The following is a 15939-nucleotide window of genomic DNA, read 5'->3' as shown; positions in this document are numbered from 1 at the left end:
CTCCACCCGCAATGAAGCCGGCCGGCACAGCACGGCGCGGAAGGCCAGGCTGTGGCCGGCGGCTCTGCCCCGGTGGGCTTCGGGCGAAGGGTTGTGGCGTGTTGGTGCCACCCCTTCGGATGGGGGTCACAGGAAATCTTTCGGCTCCCGTAGGGCGCAGTGATGCCATTTCAGAGGGGTCCGGCCGCAAATTTTCCTGTGAAGGCGGGTCAGCGTGTCGGGTTTGAGTTGGAGTGTGCTCCAAGTTCTACGGTTTCTGCCGTGGTCGCCGCCGCCGGTGGTCGGCGGCCGGGGCGACGGGAGAGGAGCAGCGCGGATGAGTGGGTCCGTGGAGGAGGCCGAGGTTCGGCGGGAGCGTTTCGCGCACGGGTTGGAGGTGCTCGACCGGGTCGACGGGGAGGCCGGTCGGCGGGTGGTGGAGGCGCTGGGTGACGTCAGTCCCGAGCTCGGGCACCAGGTGGTCGCGTGGGGGTTCGGGGAGATCTACAGCCGTCCGGGGCTGGCGCCGCGTGAGCGGCAGTTGGTCACCCTGGGCATGCTGACGGCGCTGGGCGGGTGCGAGCCACAGTTGGAGGTCCACGTCAACGCCTCGCTGAACGTCGGGCTGACGCCGCAGGAGATCGTCGAGGCGCTGCTGCACTCCGCCGCCTACTGCGGCTTCCCGAAGGCCCTGAACGCCACCTTCGTCGCCAAGAAGGTGTTCGGCGAGTGCGGCCTCCTGCCGGTCACGGCGGACCGCCCGGCCGACTGACCGGCTGACCGGCTGACTGGGCTGGCCGGCTGTCGGCGGCCGGCCGAGCGGCCCGGTGGTGCATGTGCTCTGGTGCGACGGCGGCGCCGCACCTGGCCCGCCCTGCTGGAACAGGGCAAGCCGGATCCCCTGAGTGGTGTCGAGTGGCAACGGCCGGGGAGACCGCGTACGTGAGACGTGGGGGCATGGGAGCCGGGCGCCCCCCGGGCCCTGGCCCTGGGCGGGGCCTGTGCGGGGCGCTCACCCCGCCGATATCCACAGAGGATGGCGTTTCGCATTCCTTGTGGCAAGCCCGAAGGGGCCCGCAGGGTCGGACACGGCGGGTACCCGGGCCCCGGGGCGTGGCCGGGCCGGCGGCCGTGAGCTGCGGATTCATCCCGACGAGTTCTCAACTTCGAGTGGGACAAAGCGAGAAACGGGGGCGTAAAGCGTTGGACCGCCCCCGCAGGCCACGGCGACCCTGTGCGTGGGTGTCCAGCCCGCCCGGCTCTGGAAGGCCGGACGGGCGCGCGAGGACCCCGGTCGAGTGGCAACAACCGCAACCCAGCGAAGCGGAGACCGCATGGAACAGCAGTACACCCCGGCCGCGCACGCGGCGTGCGTCGAGGTCCGGACGGCGCCCGGTGTCCCGGTGCCCGTCCCGGCCACCGTGCTCGTGGTCGTCGTCCTTCTCCTCACCACCGCCCTGACCGCCTTCGGCACCCCCGCCCGTACCGCCGTCGCCACCCTGGCCGGTGCCGGGCTGCTCGGCATAGAGCTGGTGCGCCGCCTGGCCGAGGCGCTCACCGCCCGCCGGGCCCGCTAGGAGGCGGCCGGTGGGGCGCCTGAACAGCGCCCTGGTTGAAGGGGACACGGACATCCGGACGTTCGCGCAGTGGCTGCGTGCCCTGCGCGAGCGTTCCGGCCTCACCTACAGCCAGATGGCGCGCAAGACCGCCGGATTCGCCCGGCCCGTCTCCCTCGCCACCCTCTCCCGCGCGGACGAGGGCCGTACGGTGCCGACCTGGCCGGTCACCGAGGCCTACGTCCGGGCCTGCGGCGGCTCGCTGCGCACCGCCGAGCGGCTGTGGCTGCGCGCCGACGCCGCCCGGCCCGGGCGGCGCGGGAGCGGGGCCAAGGCCGTGCCGGTCGCACCCGCCGCGGCCGGCGCGGTTCGGGCCCTGCCGTACGTCACGCAGCGCTTCGAACTGCTCGTCGCCATGCGGCGGTTGCGGGTGCGCGCGGGGAGCCCGTCCCTGCGTGAGCTGGAGACGCGCGCGGTGCGGGGAGCGGTGAGCCACCTGCCGCGCAGCACTCTGCACGGGGTGCTGGCGGGTGAGCGGGACTGCACCGAACGGGTCCTCGTCGAGTTCGTCCGAGCCTGCGGGGTGGGCCCGGTGGAGGAGGCCGAGTGGGTCGCGGCCCTGCGCCGTACCGTCGGCGCCCCTCCCCCGCCGCCCGACGTCCACCTCCGACTCGCCGAGGCCCGCGCCGAGGTCCGGCGCCTGCGCCGTGCCAGGGTCAGGCGGGTGGGAGGGCCGGGCAGGCCCAGGCGGCGGCGGTCCGTCGGGAGAGCCCCTACTCCTCGACCAGGCCGGGCAGGCTGAGCGTCACCCGCAGGCCGCCGGACGGTTCGGGGGTCAGGTGGAGTTCCCCGCGGTGGGCCTCCGCGACGGCGGCGACGATGGCCAGGCCCAGGCCGTGGCCGCGGCGGGACGGGTCGGTCTCGGCGGTGCGGCCGCGCCCGCGCAGGAACGGTTCGGTGAAGGTGGCCACGGCCTCCGCCGTCAGCTGCCGGCCGGTGTTGGCGACGGTGAGGTGCACCCGCCCGGGCCGCTCGGGGTCGGCCCCGGTGGCGACGGTGACCCGCCCGCCGGCGCCGGCCGGCAGGTTGTGCCGCAGCGCGTTGTGCAGCAGGTTGACGGCCGTCTGGCGCAGCAGCACCGCGTTGCCGGTGGTCGGGGCGGGGCGCAGGTCGGCGGTGAGGGTGATGCCGAGGTCCTCGGCTTCGTCGCGGACGGCGGCCAGCGCCTCGCCCGTGGCGGTGGCGAGGTCGGTGGGGGCGAGGTCGGGCGGGGCGTTGCCGAGGTCGGCGAGCTGGAGCAGGGCCTCGCTGATCTCGATGGCGCGCCGGTTGGTGTCCTGGAGGCGGGTGACGAGCAGGCGCCAGTCCTGGCCGGCCGGGTCGGCGGCGGCGACCTGGAGCAGGGTGTGGGTGATCGCCAGCGGGGTGCGCAGTTCGTGGGAGGCGTTGGCGGCGAAGCGCTGCTGGGCCTCGAAGGAGCGCTGGAGGCGCGCCAGCATCTCGTCGAAGGCGTCGGAGAGGTCGGTGAACTCGTCGCGCGGCCCGGCGAGGGCGATGCGGTGTTCCAGCGCCCCGCTCGCGGCGCGCTGGGCGGCGCGGGTGATGTCCTGCAGCGGGCGCAGCACCCGGCCGGCGATCAGCCAGCCGCCGACCAGGCCGACGGCGGTCAGCAGGGCCAACGCGTAGCCGCTGGCGGTGAGCAGGGAGTGCAGGATCTCCTGGCGGGAGGGGGCGTCGGAGCGGTAGCGGGGGTTGGAGGAGGTGAGGGGGTAGTTGGGGACGTAGCGCATGCCGACGTAGACGACGGCGAGGGAGAGGAGCCCGGCGGTGACGGCGAAGAGGGTGTAGCTGAGGGTCAGCCGCATCCGGGCGGTGAGGCGGTGGGGCCGTTTGCGCGCTGTCACCGGGTGCCCTCACCGGGGGTGGTATCGGCGCCGGGGGCGGTACCGGGGTCGACGAAGGGGTCGGCGAGGCGGTAGCCGACCCCCGGCACGGTGTGGATCACCCACGGGTCGCCGAGGCGTTTGCGCAGGCCGGAGATGGTGATGCGGACGGCGTTGGTGAAGGGGTCGGCGTTCTCGTCCCAGGCGCGTTCCAGCAGGTCCTCGGCGCTGATGACGCCGCCGCGCGCCGTCATCAGGACCTCCAGGACGGCGAACTGCTTGCGGGACAGGCCCACGTAGCGGCCGTCCCGGTAGACCTCGCGGCGGAAGGGGTCCAGGCGCAGCCCGGCGTACTCCAGGACGGGCGGGGCGGCCTGGGCGGGGCGGCGGGCCAACGAGCGCAGCCGTACGACGAGTTCGGCGAGGTCGAAGGGCTTGGTGAGGTAGTCGTCGGCGCCGAGTTCGAAGCCGGCGACCTTCTCGTTCAGGCGGGCGGCGGCGGTGAGCATCAGCACCCGGCAGCCCAGGGCGCGCTCGACGATGCTGCGGCAGACGTCGTCGCCGTGGGTGCCGGGGATGTCGCGGTCGAGGACGACGACGTCGTAGCTGTGGACGGCCAGGCGCTCCAGCGCCGCGTCGCCGTCGGTGACGATGTCGCAGGCGATCGCCTCCAGCCGCAGGCCGGCCTGGACCGCCTCCGCGAGGTAGATCTCGTCCTCCACCACCAGGACCCGCACGTGCTGTTCTCCCGTCGTCGCCGTTCGCACCTTATTGGACCCCATGGGGTGTATCGAAAACGTATCGACCTGCGCAGACGTCCTCGCAACACCGCGCCTCCTCCAATGGTCCGGCAACGGACGAACACACCGGGAGGCGGGAATGAACCCGACACGGACGACTCAGACGACGGACCAGACGGACCAGACGGACCAGACGGACCTGGCGGACCTGGCGGACAGGACGGGCCAGGCGGGCCAGACGGCGGCTCAGGTCAAACGACGGCGGCTGGCCGCGGGCGCCTGCGCGGCGGCGGTGCTGGCCCTGGCGGGGGCGTGCGCCGCCGACCCGCCGCGCACCGGAGCCGTCCTGCGCTCCCTGGCGGCCACCGTCACCGCCCAGCCCACCGCGACCGGCGGCGAGGCGGACGGGGAGATACCCGACGGCCGGACGCTGAGCCCCTTCGACACCGAGGCCCCGGCCGTGCGCAACCTGGACGGGCCGCTGCTGGAGGCCCTGCGACGGGCGGCCGACGACGCCCGGGCCCAGGGCATCGAGATGACCGTCACCTCCGGCTGGCGCAACAAGGCCTACCAGCAGCGGCTGCTGGACAAGGCGGTGAGCAAGTACGGGAGCGTGGAGCAGGCCCGCAGGTTCGTCAACACGCCGGAGAAGTCCGCGCACGTCTCCGGCAAGGCGGTGGACGTCGGGCCGACCAACGCGGACTACTGGCTGATCCAGCACGGCGCCCGGTACGGGCTGTGCCAGGTGTACAACAACGAGATCTGGCACTTCGAGCTGCTCACCCGGCCGGGCGGGACCTGCCCGGCTCCGCTGCCGGACGCCGCAGGGTGAGGGGGCGCACCGTGACCGACACCCCTGCCGAGGACTCCCGGCCGCCCCGGCGCCGGCCCGCACCCGCCTGGCGCGCCGCACCCGCCTGCCGTACCGCGCCCGCCCGGCCTACCGCACCCCGGCGCGCCGCGCCCCGGTGGCGGGCCGTACCGATGTGGCGGCGCGGGCGCGTGCCCGCCGCGCTCGGGCTGCTGACCGCCCTCGCCCTGGGCGGCCACCGCCTGGTACCGGGCCTCGGCCTGGGCCTGGGCAGCCTGTGGGAGAGCGCCCTGCCGTGGAGCGGCCTGGTGGCGGTGGCGGCGCTGCTGTGCGCGGCGCTGCGCCGGGCGCCGGTGGCGGCCTGCGCGGGCGGGGTGCTGGCCGTGGTGTGGGCGGTGGTGTTCGGGCCGGTGCTGCTGTCCGGCGGTCCGGCGCCGACGGGGGGCGGGGCCGGCGGGCCGGGGCTGACGGTGGTCACCCACAACGTGAACGCCGCCAACCCGGACCCGGCCGGCACCGCCCGGGCCCTGCTGGCCGCCGGGCCGGACCTGGTCGCGCTGGAGGAGGTCACCGACGCGGCCCTGCCCGCCTACCGGGACGTGCTGGAGCGGGCGCTGCCCCACCACGCCCGCACCGGCACCGTCGCGCTGTGGAGCCGCTACCCGGTGACGGAGTCCCGGCGGCTGGTCATCGACCCGGGCTGGAACCGTTCCCTGCGGGCCGAAGTCAGCGCCCCCGGTGGGCCGTTGGCCGTGTACGTCGCCCACCTCGCCTCGGTGCGGGCCGGCGTCACCGGCTTCGCCACCGCCCACCGCGACCGTGACATCGCCGCCCTCGCCCGGGCGCTGGACGCCGAACCGCTGCGCCGGGTCCTGCTGTTGGGCGACCTCAACACCGCCGCGGACGACCGGGCGCTCGCCCCGCTCACCAGCCACCTCACCGTGGCCCGTGGCGACTCCGGGTCCGGTGTGGGCTTCGGTTTCGGCTTCAGCTGGCCGGCCGCCCTCCCCCTGGTCCGCATCGACCACGTTCTCACCCGGGGCCTGGCCGCCACCGCCACCTGGACGCTCCCCGCCACGCCCAGCGACCACCGCCCGGTGGCGGCACGGCTGTCGGCGTAGCGGTGGACCTCGCCGGCCGGCCCCGGTCGGGCGACCAGCCGCAGCCGGGCCGCCGCGGGCGCGGCGTGACGATCTTGTTCCAGAAGGCGGGGACGAGCAGCCCGGGGAAGCACGGCGGGGAACGCGGCAGGGCCGGCTCCCCCGAGGGGAACCGGCCCGGTGGCCGAAGCAGGGTCAGGCCAGGAGGTCCGACTGGAGGGTGACGACCTGCCGGAACGGCGCGACCGGGACGCCGGCGGGGTTGGTCATGGTGATGACGGCCAGGAGGTCGGAGGCGGAGAGGTAGGCGACCCGGGCGCTCGGGGTGCCCTTGGTGCCGGCCGCGGTGGACTCCACGGTGGTGAGGCTGACGCCGTCGAGGGTGTCCCAGTCGTCGTGGGGGGTGCTCTTGGTGTCGGCCGCGGCCTTGGGGCGGCCCTTGCCGCGCAGGTCGGCGAAGGCGTCCCAGGACTCCTTGGAGGAGCCGAAGCGCAGCAGCCGGATCTGGGTGCGGGTGCCGTCGGAGGCGGTCCACTCCCGGACGGTGGCCGCGCGGCAGGCGTCCTCCAGCAGCAGGATCCGGGTCTTGACCGGGTCCTGCTGCTCGTCGGCGAGCGCGTCGCAGGGCACCCACGGGCCGACCTCGGAGCCGGGAGCGGGCGTGGCGGAGGGCGCGGCGGCGGAGGCCGAGGGCGTCGGCGCCGGGGAGACGGTGGGCGAACCCGAGGCGGTGGGCGCCGGGTTGGGGGCCGGGAAGACGGGCGGGGTCAGGGAGCCGCCGGCCTCCTTGGGGGCGGGCAGCAGCAGGTGGCGCAGGTCCGCGTGGTGCAGGGACGTGCCCCGGCCGTCCGGGGCGTTCTTCCCGGCGGGCAGGGGCGGCAGGGTCAGCGGCGCGAAGGTGTAGCGGCCGTCGCTCGCGGTGGCCAGGCCCGGCAGGTCGGTGCGATCGGGCGCGGTGACGGCCAGGGCGGTGCCGGTGCCGGCGAGGGCGAACACCAGGGCTGCGCAGCTCCAGCGCACCGCGGCCTTGCGGCGGCGGGTGCGGCGGGCCGCCTGCTCCGCGAGGACGGCGGGGTCCACAGGGTCCACGGGGTCCGCGGGGGCCTCAGGGGCCTCGGGGGCTTCGGGGGCGGCGACGGACTCGGCGAGCGCCGCCAGGACCGGATCCGCCTCGGGAGCGCTCCCGGGCGCGGGCACGCTCTCGGGCGCGGGCGGCGGGGTGGCGTGGTCGGTCATACGGACGCTCCCGGGCGGGCGAGGCGGTCGAGCTGGAGGGTGAAGAGGGCGACGATCTTGTCCTTGGGCAGCGGCGCCACGCCCTCGGCGCTCATGATCACCAGGAGGTCGCCCTCGGCGGCCGAGCACTCCAGGTAGTCGATCGGCGCGGACGGCGGCGCGGGCATCAGGTAGCAGTGCGCCTCGGGGTGGCCGGGGACGGCCGGGCCGATCCGGAACAGGCCGGTGTCGCCGGTGAAGACCGCGGTGTACTCGTTGATCCGCTGCACTTCCTGCTGGTTGAACTGGCGCAGCCGCAGACCCACCACCAGGTCGTCCCCGGCGGCCCGGTAGGTGCGCACACCGGTGGCCTTGACGTGCATGCTCTCCCAGTAGGAGCGCATCTTGTCGCGCTTCTCCTTGGGGAGTTGCTGGAGGTCGGACTCCAGCTCGGCGGACAGCTGCTCGCCGTTCAGCTCGGTGTCGTTGCCGTAGCCGCCGTCGTCCGGGCCGAGTTCGTAGCCGGCCGGGACGGGCAGCAGCAGGTCCCGCAGCGAGCCGAAGTGGCTGCCGTTGGACTTGGCGCCGTACGGCGTGGCGGTCGCGGTGGGGGTGGGAGCGGTGGACGGGGCGGCGGTGGCCTGCGCGGGGTCGTCGTACTGGGTCTTGATGATGCCGATGCCGATGGCCACGCCGACCAGCGCGGCCGCGGCGGTCGCGGCACCCGCGCGCAGCAGCCGGCGGGACGCGGGGCCCGGCCCGGCGGGCCCGGCGAGCGCGGCGGGGTCAGCGAGCGCGGCGGGGTCGACCGGCAACGTGGGTTCGACCGGCGTCGTCGGGTCGGCGGTCACGGCGCCGGGCGCCGGCTCGGGCGCGCCCGGAACGGGTGCGGCGGTCACGGTGTCGTCGTTCATACCAACCGCTCCCACTGCCGCTTGGCGATGTCCTTGAGGATGTCGGGGTTCACCGGCTGGGCGCCGAAGACCTCGACCTTCATCTGCAGCGGGCCGCGCTTGGCGTAGGCCTCGCCGAGGTAGTACGAGTCGTTGCTGTCCGCCCACGGGTGGCGGATGCCGTCCACCTTGTAGCCGCCGCTGGCGCCGTCCGCGAAGGCCGGCCAGGTGAGGGACTTGGCCATGTCAGCGTGGTCGGCGGTGTACTGGATCAGCGTGACGCGGTAGCGGACGTCGTCCTTCTTCCAGGCCACCTCGGCCGCGCGCCGGAAGCCGCTGGAGGCGAGCTCCTTGAACACCTTGGCCTCGGTGCCGCTCTCCTCGGCGAGTTCGCCGATCGAGATCCAGGCCGGCTTGTCCGGGAAGTCACCCCAGGGGGTGCTGCCCTCGGGGGCGCTGATCAGCAGCTTGGTCAGGTCGCCGTCGATGGCGAGCGGCTTGGGCTGCTCGGCGGCGAGGGCGGCCGGGTCGACGGTGTCGGCCGGGTAGGACGGGCGGGCGACCTGGAGCGGCGGCAGCGGCGTGGGCGGCCGCTGGGCCTGCACGGCGTAGCCGACGCCGCCGCCGACCAGGGTGCCGAGCACCAGGGCGCAGGCGCTCAGCAGCACGGGCCGGGGGCGGCGCGGGGCGCGCGGGGCGGGGGCGGCCTCTGCCGTCAACTGCCCGTCGGGGAAGGCGGGTTCGCCGCTGCCCACGGCGAGGGGCGGTGCGATGGGCGGGGCCGCGGGCGGGGCCGCGGGAGGCGGCGGAACGGCGGGCGACGGCTCCGCGGGTTCGGTGGTCACGAGAGTGGCTCCAGAGGAAGGAAGGGAAAGGGCGGGCGGACGGGAGCCGGGCTCAGCCGCCGGTGGTGAGCCACTCGCGCTGGCGCTTCATCAGCTCGTTCAGCAGCGCCTTGTCGGGTGTCCCCTTCACGTCGACGTCGATCGTGTACTGGACGTCGCCCTGGCTGGAGATGCCGCTCATCGAGCCGGTGTACGACTCGTGCTTGGGGGTCTGCAGGTAGCCGTGGCCGCCCGGGTCGCCGTCGATGTCGAACGGCTCCAGCGACTTGATCTTGTAGCCCTTGACGAAGTCGCGCGCCATCGCGGTGGAGCCGAACTGCAGGACGGTGACGGTGACTTCGGCCTTGCCGTCGGCGGTCCGGTACATCCGGGTCGCGCCGCCCTTGTAGCCGTACGAGCCGAGGATGTCCATGATGCCGTCCTGCTTGCCGAAGAGCGCGGAGACGTCGTCGTTGGTCAGCGTCATCCCGTCCGCGGGGCCGTAGGACTCGCCGCCGGCCGGGATGGGGAGCAGGAAGTAGCGCAGGTCGCCCTCGTGCTGGCCGTTCTTGACCGTGCCCTTGACGGTGCTGGCCGGGGCGGGCTCGGCCGGGACGGCGGTGGGCACCGGGACGGGCTCGGCCGAGGGCGTCGCACTCGCGCCGGCACTCGCACTCGCACTCGCACTCGCACTCGCCGCCTTCGGCGGGGCGGAGGCGGCCACGGCCGGACGGGCGTCGGGCTTGTCGGGCTTACCGACGGCGACCGTCACGGCGGCGCTGGCCGCGGTGACGGCGAGCAGGCCGGCGGTGGCCAGCGCGATGCCCACGGCGCGCGGCAGCCGGCGCGGGGCGGGCTGCGGTACGGGCACCTGCTCCGGCGCGGGCGCGACGGCGTCGGCAGCGGCGTCGGTGGCGTCAGCAGCAGCGCCGTCGGCGGCGGCACTTGCAACAGCGGCCTCGGCAGCGGTGTCGGCGACAGCCGGTTCGGCCGGTGCCGGTGGCCCGGCGGCGGCGCCCTCGTTCTCGGGCTCGGGCAAAGGGATCCCCCCAGGAAGAATGCGGAATCGCACGCGCGGGCCCCACTCCCCATCGGGGTTCTCCGGGGCTTCCGTCACACGTGTCGGCAGGAATTATGAGAGGCCGCCGACACCACTGCCAACAAAATCAACCACCACACTTTCCCCCAATGTTCGACGAATCGGACACACCGTGATCGAACCGCAATGGGCCGCTGTCCTGCGGTGATGACACAGAGTCGACACATCGATTCGAACACCGGCTCTCCCGCCCCGGCCCGTGACGATGTCGCGGTCCCGTCACCGCTCGGCACGAGGACCCGCTCACCGGGCCGCCACGGCGTCGGAAACGGGCAGGGGAACCGGGGAGGAAGGGGGACGAGCCGTGGCGGGCAAGGAACGCGACCGCCGGTGGGCGCGGACGGCCGCGGCGGCGCTCGCGGTGTCGGCCGCCGCCGGGGTGCCGGCGGTGTGGGCGTGGTCGCAGGACGAACCGGTGGACGGGCGGCCGGCGTGGCTGTGCGCCGCCGCACTGGCGGTGGGCGTGGCCGCGTCGGTCCCGCTGCGCCGCCGGGCCGGCCGCGGCGCGTACACGGCGATCTGCCTGTGGGCGGTGCTGCTGCTGACCGCTGTCTGGGGTACGGCGTTCGCGGCGGCCCAGGCCGTCCACACCGTCCGGGTGCGGGCGCACGAGCCGCGCAGCGTGCCGGCGGTGGTGACGCACTGCCGGGTGACGGGCCGACTGCCGGTGGAGGGCGGCGGCCTGGGCGCCAGGACGTACGGCTGCACCTACCGTTGGAGCGTGGACGGACAGCAGTTCGACGAGGAGCGCCCGGTCGACGAGCCGTACCCGGACGGCCACGAGACCCGGGTCCGGCTGGAGGACGGCGGGCGGATGGTCACCGGCCGGCCGAGCCCGCTGGGGGTCCCGTTCTGGAGCGTGCCGGCCCTGCTCGGGCTGGCCGCCGCGCCGTACTTCGCCGTCCGCCTGGCCGGGCGGGCCCGGGAGGCGGGCCTGTGAGGGCGGCGGCCCCCGGGGCCGGGCCGCGGTTCGCCGTCGGCCCCGGGTACGCGCTGTACCGGGGGCCGCTGGCGGACAGCGCCTTCCACCGGCACGCCGCCTTCCAGGTCGCCGTCGCGGGCGGGCAGGCGGGCGGGGCCGCCGGCGAGCGTGCCGCACGGGTGGCGATCGACGACGCGGCCGGACAGCGCCACCGCGGCCCCGCGATCGTGGTGCCGCCGATGGTGCGCCACCGGATGCGCCCGGTCCGGGAGGTGCTGGTCTTCTTCGTCGACCCGCACTGCGCCTTCGCCGACCGGCTGCGCCAGGACTGCGGCGAGGGCGTCACCGTGGCCCCGCAGTGGCACGGCCTGACCGAGCGGGAGGTCCGGCCCGGTGGCGGGCGGCCCGCCACCGGGCTGGACCCGAGGCTGCGCACGGCGATGGCGGCGCTGGCCGACGACCAGGTGCCGCTGGAGGGTCTCGCCGCGCGGGTGGGGCTGTCCCCGCAGCGCCTGCGGGCCCTGGCGCAGCGGCAGTTGGGGGTGCCGCTGGCACGCTGGCGCAGCTGGCAGCGGCTGTCCCGGGCGGCGCTGGCCCTCGGCGACGGGTGCTCGCCGGCGCAGGCGGCGGCCGCGGGCGGGTTCGCCGACCAGGCCCATTTCACCCGCTGGATGCGGGAGTTGACCGGATTGACACCCGCGCAGGTGCTACCCGCCCTGCGCGGGGCGGAGGTCGGGTGCGCGGGCGTTCAGCCGCCGGCCCGCCGCGCGGTGTAGAAGGACATCGACCCGGTCACCGTCGCGACGGTCTCCACCTCGCGCACGTTCTCGAAGCCCGCCTCGGCGATCAGCCGGGGCAGGATGCCGTCGGCGTTGGGCTGGGTGTCCTGCTTCCCGTCGACGAGTTGGACGATCCGGAAGGCCAGGCGCATCGCCGGTGTGCGCTGCTTGCCGTAGTCGGCGATCACCAACTTGCCGCCGGGGCGCAGGGTTCGGTGCATGGCGGTGAGGATCGCCTGCTTCATGGGGAGCGGGCACTGGTGCAGGACGAGGCTGGAGACGACGGTGTCGGCCGTCTCGGGGCCGACCAGGCCGTCCACCGCGTCGCCCATGCCGTGGCGGAAGTCGGCGGTGCCGCCCGCCGCGGCGGCCTTGCGGCGGGCCAGGCGCAGCACGGCGGGATCGGGGTCGACGCCGATGACGGTGGCCTGGGGTTCGGCCCGGTTCAGCAGGAGCGCGAGGGAGCCGGTGCCGCAGCCGACGTCGACGATCAGGTCGCCGGGCCGGGGGGCGGCGTGCATGGCGAGCAGGCTGCGCCAGAGGCGTTCGCGGGTGAGCGAGACGATCGGGTCGTACAGCCCGAGGGCGAGGCGCCCGGCGGCGGGGGTGAAGGTGTCGGTCGTGGTCATCCGGCCAGTGTGGGCGGGTGGTTGGGGCGGAGTCTTGAACGATTCGCTCGCGCTCTCGGGCGGCGCCGAGCACTCCGCGGGGCCGCCCGAGGGAGCACTTCAGGATTGGGCCGGGGGGCGCACTGCTCCCGGAGGGCCAGGAACCGGAACCGTCGGAGCTCGGAGCAGCAGTACCAGTCCCAGCGCCAGGTCGACGACGACGCCCAGTGCCTGCAGCCAGTCGGGCGTCTTCCCGGGCGAGTGGATCTGCAGGTAGTCGGACAGCCCGTGCACCAGGACCAGCGGCCAGATGCTCCCGATGTACAGGCGCGCGCCGCACAGGCAGAAGCCGAACGCACCGGCCTCCACCACCTGCCACAGCGTGTTGCCCAGGGGGGCGTCGAAGAACAGCCAGTTGTCGAGGTGCCCGACCCCGAACAGCACCGCCGTCAGCCCCGCCGCACGCACCGGGCCGAGTGGCCGCGCGACCTCCAGCACCAGTGCCCGGCTGCCCAGTTCCTCGCTGACCCCGATGCTGAGCATCAGCACCACCCCGCCCACCAGGGTCGCCGTACTGCCCTCGATCCCGGGCAGCGCCGCCAGGCCCGCCAGCACCGCCACCGGCAGCAGAGCCGGCCAACGCGCCATGACGCCAAGGCTCGTCACCCCGCCGGCTGCCGACATCCCCCAGGCTCGGAGCAGCACCAGCACCACCACCGCACCCGCCAGGTTGACCACGGTCGGCCCCAACTGCGGGAACCATCCGGGCTCCATCGGCGGCAGCGACTTCGCCACCACCACGATCGTCGCCTGCCAGAGGACCGCAACCCCGACCGCCCCCAGCACCGGGTTCCGGCGCACCCGGCTCCCCCATCGCGTCAGCACGCCTCGATGGTAGGCGAGAAGAGGTCAAGTCAGCGTCGGTTCAGCCGAGTTGGAAGCGCCCAGCCGCCATACTCCCCCAGACGGAAGGACCCTGGACGAACAAGTCCGAGCCGAGCACACCGAGCAGCGGCCGGGCGGCCCCGCGCGCCCCGCGGGCCCGCCCGGCAGGAAGGACGTGTCGTGCCGATCAGGCGGTGTGGAACAGCCGGGCCGCGTCGTGGATCTCCGCGACGGCCCGGACGTAGTCCTCCAGTTCGCCGCCCCACGGGTCGGTGATGCCGGTGCCGAGGACGCGCACGGGCCGGTCGGGTCCGGCGAGGGCCCGGACGGTGTCGGCGGTCTCGTCGTCCACGGCGAGCAGGTCGTCCGCCCAGTCGAGCTGCTGCCGGTCGAGGAGGACGCCGCGGTGCGCGGTCAGGTCGTAGCCGAACCCGGCGGCGGCCTGGATCATCAGCGGATGGGCGGGCTTGCCGATATGCCAGTCCCTGGTGCCGGCCGAGCGCACGTGGAGGGTGCCACCGGCCTGCTGGGCGATGACCAGCGCGGCGATCGGGGACCGGCAGTGGTTGCCCTTGCAGATCACCAGGACGTTGCGGCGGCGCGGGGAACTCACCGGGGTTCCACCCGTTCGATCTCGAAGGTGAGTACGCCCAGCGCCTCCTTGTGGGGCGGGAAAATGGCGTGGATCGCCTCGAGCTGTTCGGCCTCGGTGGCGTGGGGGTTGACGGCTTCCACCCGCTCGGTGCCGAACATCTCCCTGAAGGTGCGGTACTTCCCGATCCGTGTGACCCTGGTCAGGCAACTCGAGTCGCGGCAGGTGAAGTTGACCAGGTCTCCGACCCTGATCCGCTTCATGGACTCGTAGGCGACGCGGACCTCGACGGTCTTCTCGCCCTTGGCGATCAGGTCGAAGTACTGCCGGTAGATCGGCATGGTGCGGGGGCGCTTGGCCTGGGAGTCGTGCGTGGCGGGCCGGCGGGTACTCATCAGGTCTTCCAATGCGGTTGTGGTGTAGGACCGGAAGAAGTGCCTGGGGTCGCTCAGCACGAGTTCGCCAAGGCCCGTCAGCGCTTCGACGTAATCAGGAACCGACCGGGAAGTCACCCACCCGAACACCCGCGACGAAGGACCGCCACGCCGCAGGGGCGAAGTGGAGGACCGGGCCGTCAGGATCTTTACTGTCCCGAACCGGAACGAAGCCGACGATGCCCTCGGCGACTTCGACGCAGTCGCCGTCGCCGTTGCTGGCGCTCGACTTACGCCAGGCGATGTGGAGTTCCGAGGAAACCTCGATGCAGTCGCCTTGGCCGTTGCTGTAGGTGCTCTTGCGCCAGACGGTCTCGCGGGATCGATCTCTCATGTTCCCTACTCCTCTGCGACGTTCCCCAACCAGGGGGTGCCTTCCCCTGGCTGGACCGACCAGCACGGGCCGGGCGGCCCCGCGTGCTCCGCGGGGCCGCCCGGAAGGAAACGCTTCAGGAACCGGCCGGGAAATCGCCCGCCCGAACGCCCGTAACGAAGGACCGCCACGCCTCAGGGGCGAAAGCGAGGGCCGGGCCGTGAGGGTCCTTGCTGTCGCGGACGGGGATGGAGTCCAGAAGCCCACTGGCGACCTCGATGCAGTTGCCGCCCTCGCCGCCGCTGTAACTGCTCTTGCGCCATTCCAGGTCAGTTGTCATTGCGATAGTTCTCCTTCAGTAGCCGAGTCATCCAGGTAGCGGACTCCTGCGGGCTCATCGCCATCTCGGTCAGCCGGTCGAAGACGAATTCGTGCCGCGCGATATCAGCTTCCCTCTCCAGATAGAGGCTGCTGGTCAGCGCTTCGACGTAGACGAGCTGACCGGGCACGTCCGAGAACGAGAGGATATGGAACGGCATGCTCATCGCGGCGTGCGCGCCAGCGCTGAGCGGCAGCACCCGGACGGAGAGATTCGGGCGCTCGACGAGCTTCAGGAGATGCAGGATCTGCTCACGCATCACCCTGGTGCCGCCGATGGGCCGGCTCAGCGCCGCTTCGTTGAGAACCGCGTGGATGACAGGCGGGTCAGTTCGTCGGAGGACTTCCTGCCGTTGCGTTCTGAGTTGCGACCGTCGATCGATAGTGCCCTCTATGTCGCCACCCTGCCCCACCAGGGAGGCCCGGAAGACCGCGCGCGAGTATCCGGGGATCTGAAAGAGCCCCGGAATCAACTCCGTCTCGTACGAGCGAATCCGCGCGGCGTCGGCCTCCAGACCCACGTACGTCTGGAACCAGTCCGGCAGCGTGTCCGCATAGTCGTGCCACCAGCCGCGCTGCGTGCTGCGGCGGGTCAGCGAGATGAACTGCCGCAACTCGGCCTCGTCGCTGACGCCGTACAGTTCGAGCATCGCACGGATGTCGGATTCCTTCAGGGTCGTCTGGCCCGACTCGATCCGCGACACCTTGGTTGCGCTGAAGCCGAGCTGGTCCGCGACGGACTTGGCCTGACGCCCGGTCCGTTCGCGCAGTCGTCGCAGCTCGGAGCCGAGCCTACGGCGCAGCACGGTTGGACTGTCCACGCTCGTCGCTCCCTCTTGGTTGACGTCGGGTCACAGTCTGCCACCTCCTCGGTGGTCACAAGAATCTTGCGATGTCGCGCAATTGCGCGGGAGTGCGCTTGCAAAAC

Annotated in this window: 20 protein-coding genes; 7 read left to right on the top strand and 13 right to left on the bottom strand. The window is 73.7% G+C overall.

The annotated features are described in order from the left end of the window. The first annotated feature begins 316 nt into the window (after nucleotides 1-316). The 3 genes from ACZ5OX_RS28030 (at nucleotide 317) to ACZ5OX_RS28020 (ending at nucleotide 2337) form a co-directional block, all read left to right on the top strand. Nucleotides 317-751, top strand: coding sequence for a carboxymuconolactone decarboxylase family protein (locus ACZ5OX_RS28030; RefSeq protein WP_465633905.1), 435 nt, complete (start codon nucleotides 317-319; stop codon nucleotides 749-751). Between the two features lie 562 nt (nucleotides 752-1313). Then, entirely contained in the window at nucleotides 1314-1556 is a 243-nt protein-coding gene (locus tag ACZ5OX_RS28025) for a hypothetical protein (RefSeq protein WP_465633903.1), read from the top strand. 10 nt (nucleotides 1557-1566) lie between these two features. Continuing rightward, nucleotides 1567-2337 carry a helix-turn-helix domain-containing protein gene (locus tag ACZ5OX_RS28020; RefSeq protein ID WP_465633901.1) on the top strand — a complete coding sequence of 257 codons (771 nt, stop codon included), beginning with the start codon at nucleotides 1567-1569 and terminating at the stop codon, nucleotides 2335-2337. On the opposite strand, the gene ACZ5OX_RS28015 is transcribed toward ACZ5OX_RS28020, so the two are convergent. After that, nucleotides 2309-3439 (bottom strand): sensor histidine kinase, encoded by a 1131-nt coding sequence (locus ACZ5OX_RS28015; RefSeq protein WP_465633899.1) that lies wholly within the window; start codon nucleotides 3437-3439, stop codon nucleotides 2309-2311. The genes ACZ5OX_RS28020 and ACZ5OX_RS28015 overlap by 29 nt on opposite strands. Further along, a complete protein-coding gene (locus ACZ5OX_RS28010) occupies nucleotides 3436-4155 on the bottom strand; it encodes a response regulator transcription factor (RefSeq protein WP_465634188.1) in 720 nt (239 codons plus the stop codon). Before ACZ5OX_RS28010 ends, ACZ5OX_RS28015 begins: the two co-directional genes overlap by 4 nt. Before the next feature lie 142 nt (nucleotides 4156-4297). On the opposite strand from ACZ5OX_RS28010, the gene ACZ5OX_RS28005 reads away from it, so the two are divergent. Next, nucleotides 4298-4990, top strand: a complete 693-nt coding sequence (locus tag ACZ5OX_RS28005) for a M15 family metallopeptidase (protein WP_465633898.1) — start codon at nucleotides 4298-4300, stop codon at nucleotides 4988-4990. Nucleotides 4991-5001: 11 nt separating this feature from the next. After that, a complete protein-coding gene (locus ACZ5OX_RS28000; protein WP_465633896.1) occupies nucleotides 5002-6090 on the top strand; it encodes an endonuclease/exonuclease/phosphatase family protein in 1089 nt (362 codons plus the stop codon). 174 nt (nucleotides 6091-6264) lie between these two features. On the opposite strand, the gene ACZ5OX_RS27995 is transcribed toward ACZ5OX_RS28000, so the two are convergent. From ACZ5OX_RS27995 to ACZ5OX_RS27980, 4 genes are read right to left on the bottom strand one after another with little or no spacing between them, the layout of a single operon-like run. Continuing rightward, on the bottom strand, nucleotides 6265-7305 hold the full coding sequence (locus tag ACZ5OX_RS27995) for a hypothetical protein (protein ID WP_465633894.1): 1041 nt from the start codon (nucleotides 7303-7305) through the stop codon (nucleotides 6265-6267). Beyond that, nucleotides 7302-8198: a hypothetical protein gene (locus ACZ5OX_RS27990; RefSeq protein ID WP_465633893.1), complete on the bottom strand. Its 897-nt coding sequence runs from the start codon at nucleotides 8196-8198 to the stop codon at nucleotides 7302-7304. The genes ACZ5OX_RS27995 and ACZ5OX_RS27990 overlap by 4 nt, the downstream gene beginning before the upstream one ends. Continuing rightward, nucleotides 8195-9022 (bottom strand): hypothetical protein, encoded by an 828-nt coding sequence (locus ACZ5OX_RS27985; RefSeq protein ID WP_465633892.1) that lies wholly within the window; start codon nucleotides 9020-9022, stop codon nucleotides 8195-8197. Before ACZ5OX_RS27985 ends, ACZ5OX_RS27990 begins: the two co-directional genes overlap by 4 nt. Before the next feature lie 52 nt (nucleotides 9023-9074). Then, nucleotides 9075-10040 carry a hypothetical protein gene (locus ACZ5OX_RS27980; RefSeq protein ID WP_465633890.1) on the bottom strand — a complete coding sequence of 322 codons (966 nt, stop codon included), beginning with the start codon at nucleotides 10038-10040 and terminating at the stop codon, nucleotides 9075-9077. 364 nt (nucleotides 10041-10404) lie between these two features. Here ACZ5OX_RS27980 and ACZ5OX_RS27975 point away from each other — a divergent pair, with 364 nt between their 5' ends. Beyond that, nucleotides 10405-11040, top strand: coding sequence for a hypothetical protein (locus ACZ5OX_RS27975; protein ID WP_465633888.1), 636 nt, complete (start codon nucleotides 10405-10407; stop codon nucleotides 11038-11040). Further along, a complete protein-coding gene (locus tag ACZ5OX_RS27970) occupies nucleotides 11037-11798 on the top strand; it encodes a helix-turn-helix domain-containing protein (protein WP_465633886.1) in 762 nt (253 codons plus the stop codon). The genes ACZ5OX_RS27975 and ACZ5OX_RS27970 overlap by 4 nt, the downstream gene beginning before the upstream one ends. Here ACZ5OX_RS27970 and ACZ5OX_RS27965 read toward each other — a convergent pair. The 7 genes from ACZ5OX_RS27965 to ACZ5OX_RS27935 all read right to left on the bottom strand — a co-directional run bounded on the left by ACZ5OX_RS27965 (nucleotide 11771) and on the right by ACZ5OX_RS27935 (nucleotide 15832). Next, nucleotides 11771-12430: a class I SAM-dependent methyltransferase gene (locus ACZ5OX_RS27965; RefSeq protein WP_465633885.1), complete on the bottom strand. Its 660-nt coding sequence runs from the start codon at nucleotides 12428-12430 to the stop codon at nucleotides 11771-11773. The two genes, ACZ5OX_RS27970 and ACZ5OX_RS27965, sit on opposite strands and share 28 nt — an antisense overlap. 99 nt (nucleotides 12431-12529) lie before the next feature. Beyond that, the gene (locus tag ACZ5OX_RS27960) at nucleotides 12530-13294 is read right to left on the bottom strand and encodes a lysostaphin resistance A-like protein (RefSeq protein WP_465633884.1); all 765 of its coding nucleotides are present in this window, start codon (nucleotides 13292-13294) and stop codon (nucleotides 12530-12532) included. A 187-nt stretch (nucleotides 13295-13481) separates the two neighbouring features. Then, nucleotides 13482-13907: an arsenate reductase/protein-tyrosine-phosphatase family protein gene (locus ACZ5OX_RS27955; protein ID WP_465633883.1), complete on the bottom strand. Its 426-nt coding sequence runs from the start codon at nucleotides 13905-13907 to the stop codon at nucleotides 13482-13484. Continuing rightward, on the bottom strand, nucleotides 13904-14281 hold the full coding sequence (locus ACZ5OX_RS27950; RefSeq protein ID WP_465633881.1) for an ASCH domain-containing protein: 378 nt from the start codon (nucleotides 14279-14281) through the stop codon (nucleotides 13904-13906). The genes ACZ5OX_RS27955 and ACZ5OX_RS27950 overlap by 4 nt, the downstream gene beginning before the upstream one ends. Nucleotides 14282-14375: 94 nt before the next feature. Beyond that, entirely contained in the window at nucleotides 14376-14654 is a 279-nt protein-coding gene (locus ACZ5OX_RS27945; RefSeq protein WP_465633880.1) for a DUF397 domain-containing protein, read from the bottom strand. Nucleotides 14655-14769: 115 nt separating this feature from the next. Then, nucleotides 14770-14973 (bottom strand): DUF397 domain-containing protein, encoded by a 204-nt coding sequence (locus tag ACZ5OX_RS27940; protein WP_465633878.1) that lies wholly within the window; start codon nucleotides 14971-14973, stop codon nucleotides 14770-14772. Continuing rightward, on the bottom strand, nucleotides 14963-15832 hold the full coding sequence (locus tag ACZ5OX_RS27935; RefSeq protein WP_465633876.1) for a helix-turn-helix domain-containing protein: 870 nt from the start codon (nucleotides 15830-15832) through the stop codon (nucleotides 14963-14965). The genes ACZ5OX_RS27940 and ACZ5OX_RS27935 overlap by 11 nt, the downstream gene beginning before the upstream one ends. Nucleotides 15833-15939 lie beyond the last annotated feature (107 nt).

This window comes from Kitasatospora sp. NPDC032121 (genome assembly GCF_055580145.1).
Note: the sequence above shows the minus strand (reverse complement) of the source record. Positions and strands in the feature narration are given on the sequence as shown.

Excerpts from the sequence above, each read along its gene's own strand:
- ACZ5OX_RS28030 (WP_465633905.1), top strand. The coding sequence starts at position 317 with ATGAGTGGGTCCGTGGAGGAGGCCGAGGTTCGGCGGGAGCGTTTCGCG.
- ACZ5OX_RS28025 (WP_465633903.1), top strand. The coding sequence starts at position 1,314 with ATGGAACAGCAGTACACCCCGGCCGCGCACGCGGCGTGCGTCGAGGTC.
- ACZ5OX_RS28005 (WP_465633898.1), top strand. The coding sequence starts at position 4,298 with ATGAACCCGACACGGACGACTCAGACGACGGACCAGACGGACCAGACG.
- ACZ5OX_RS27995 (WP_465633894.1), bottom strand. The coding sequence starts at position 7,305 with ATGACCGACCACGCCACCCCGCCGCCCGCGCCCGAGAGCGTGCCCGCG.
- ACZ5OX_RS27990 (WP_465633893.1), bottom strand. The coding sequence starts at position 8,198 with ATGAACGACGACACCGTGACCGCCGCACCCGTTCCGGGCGCGCCCGAG.
- ACZ5OX_RS27965 (WP_465633885.1), bottom strand. The coding sequence starts at position 12,430 with ATGACCACGACCGACACCTTCACCCCCGCCGCCGGGCGCCTCGCCCTC.
- ACZ5OX_RS27950 (WP_465633881.1), bottom strand. The coding sequence starts at position 14,281 with ATGAGTACCCGCCGGCCCGCCACGCACGACTCCCAGGCCAAGCGCCCC.
- ACZ5OX_RS27945 (WP_465633880.1), bottom strand. The coding sequence starts at position 14,654 with ATGAGAGATCGATCCCGCGAGACCGTCTGGCGCAAGAGCACCTACAGC.
- ACZ5OX_RS27940 (WP_465633878.1), bottom strand. The coding sequence starts at position 14,973 with ATGACAACTGACCTGGAATGGCGCAAGAGCAGTTACAGCGGCGGCGAG.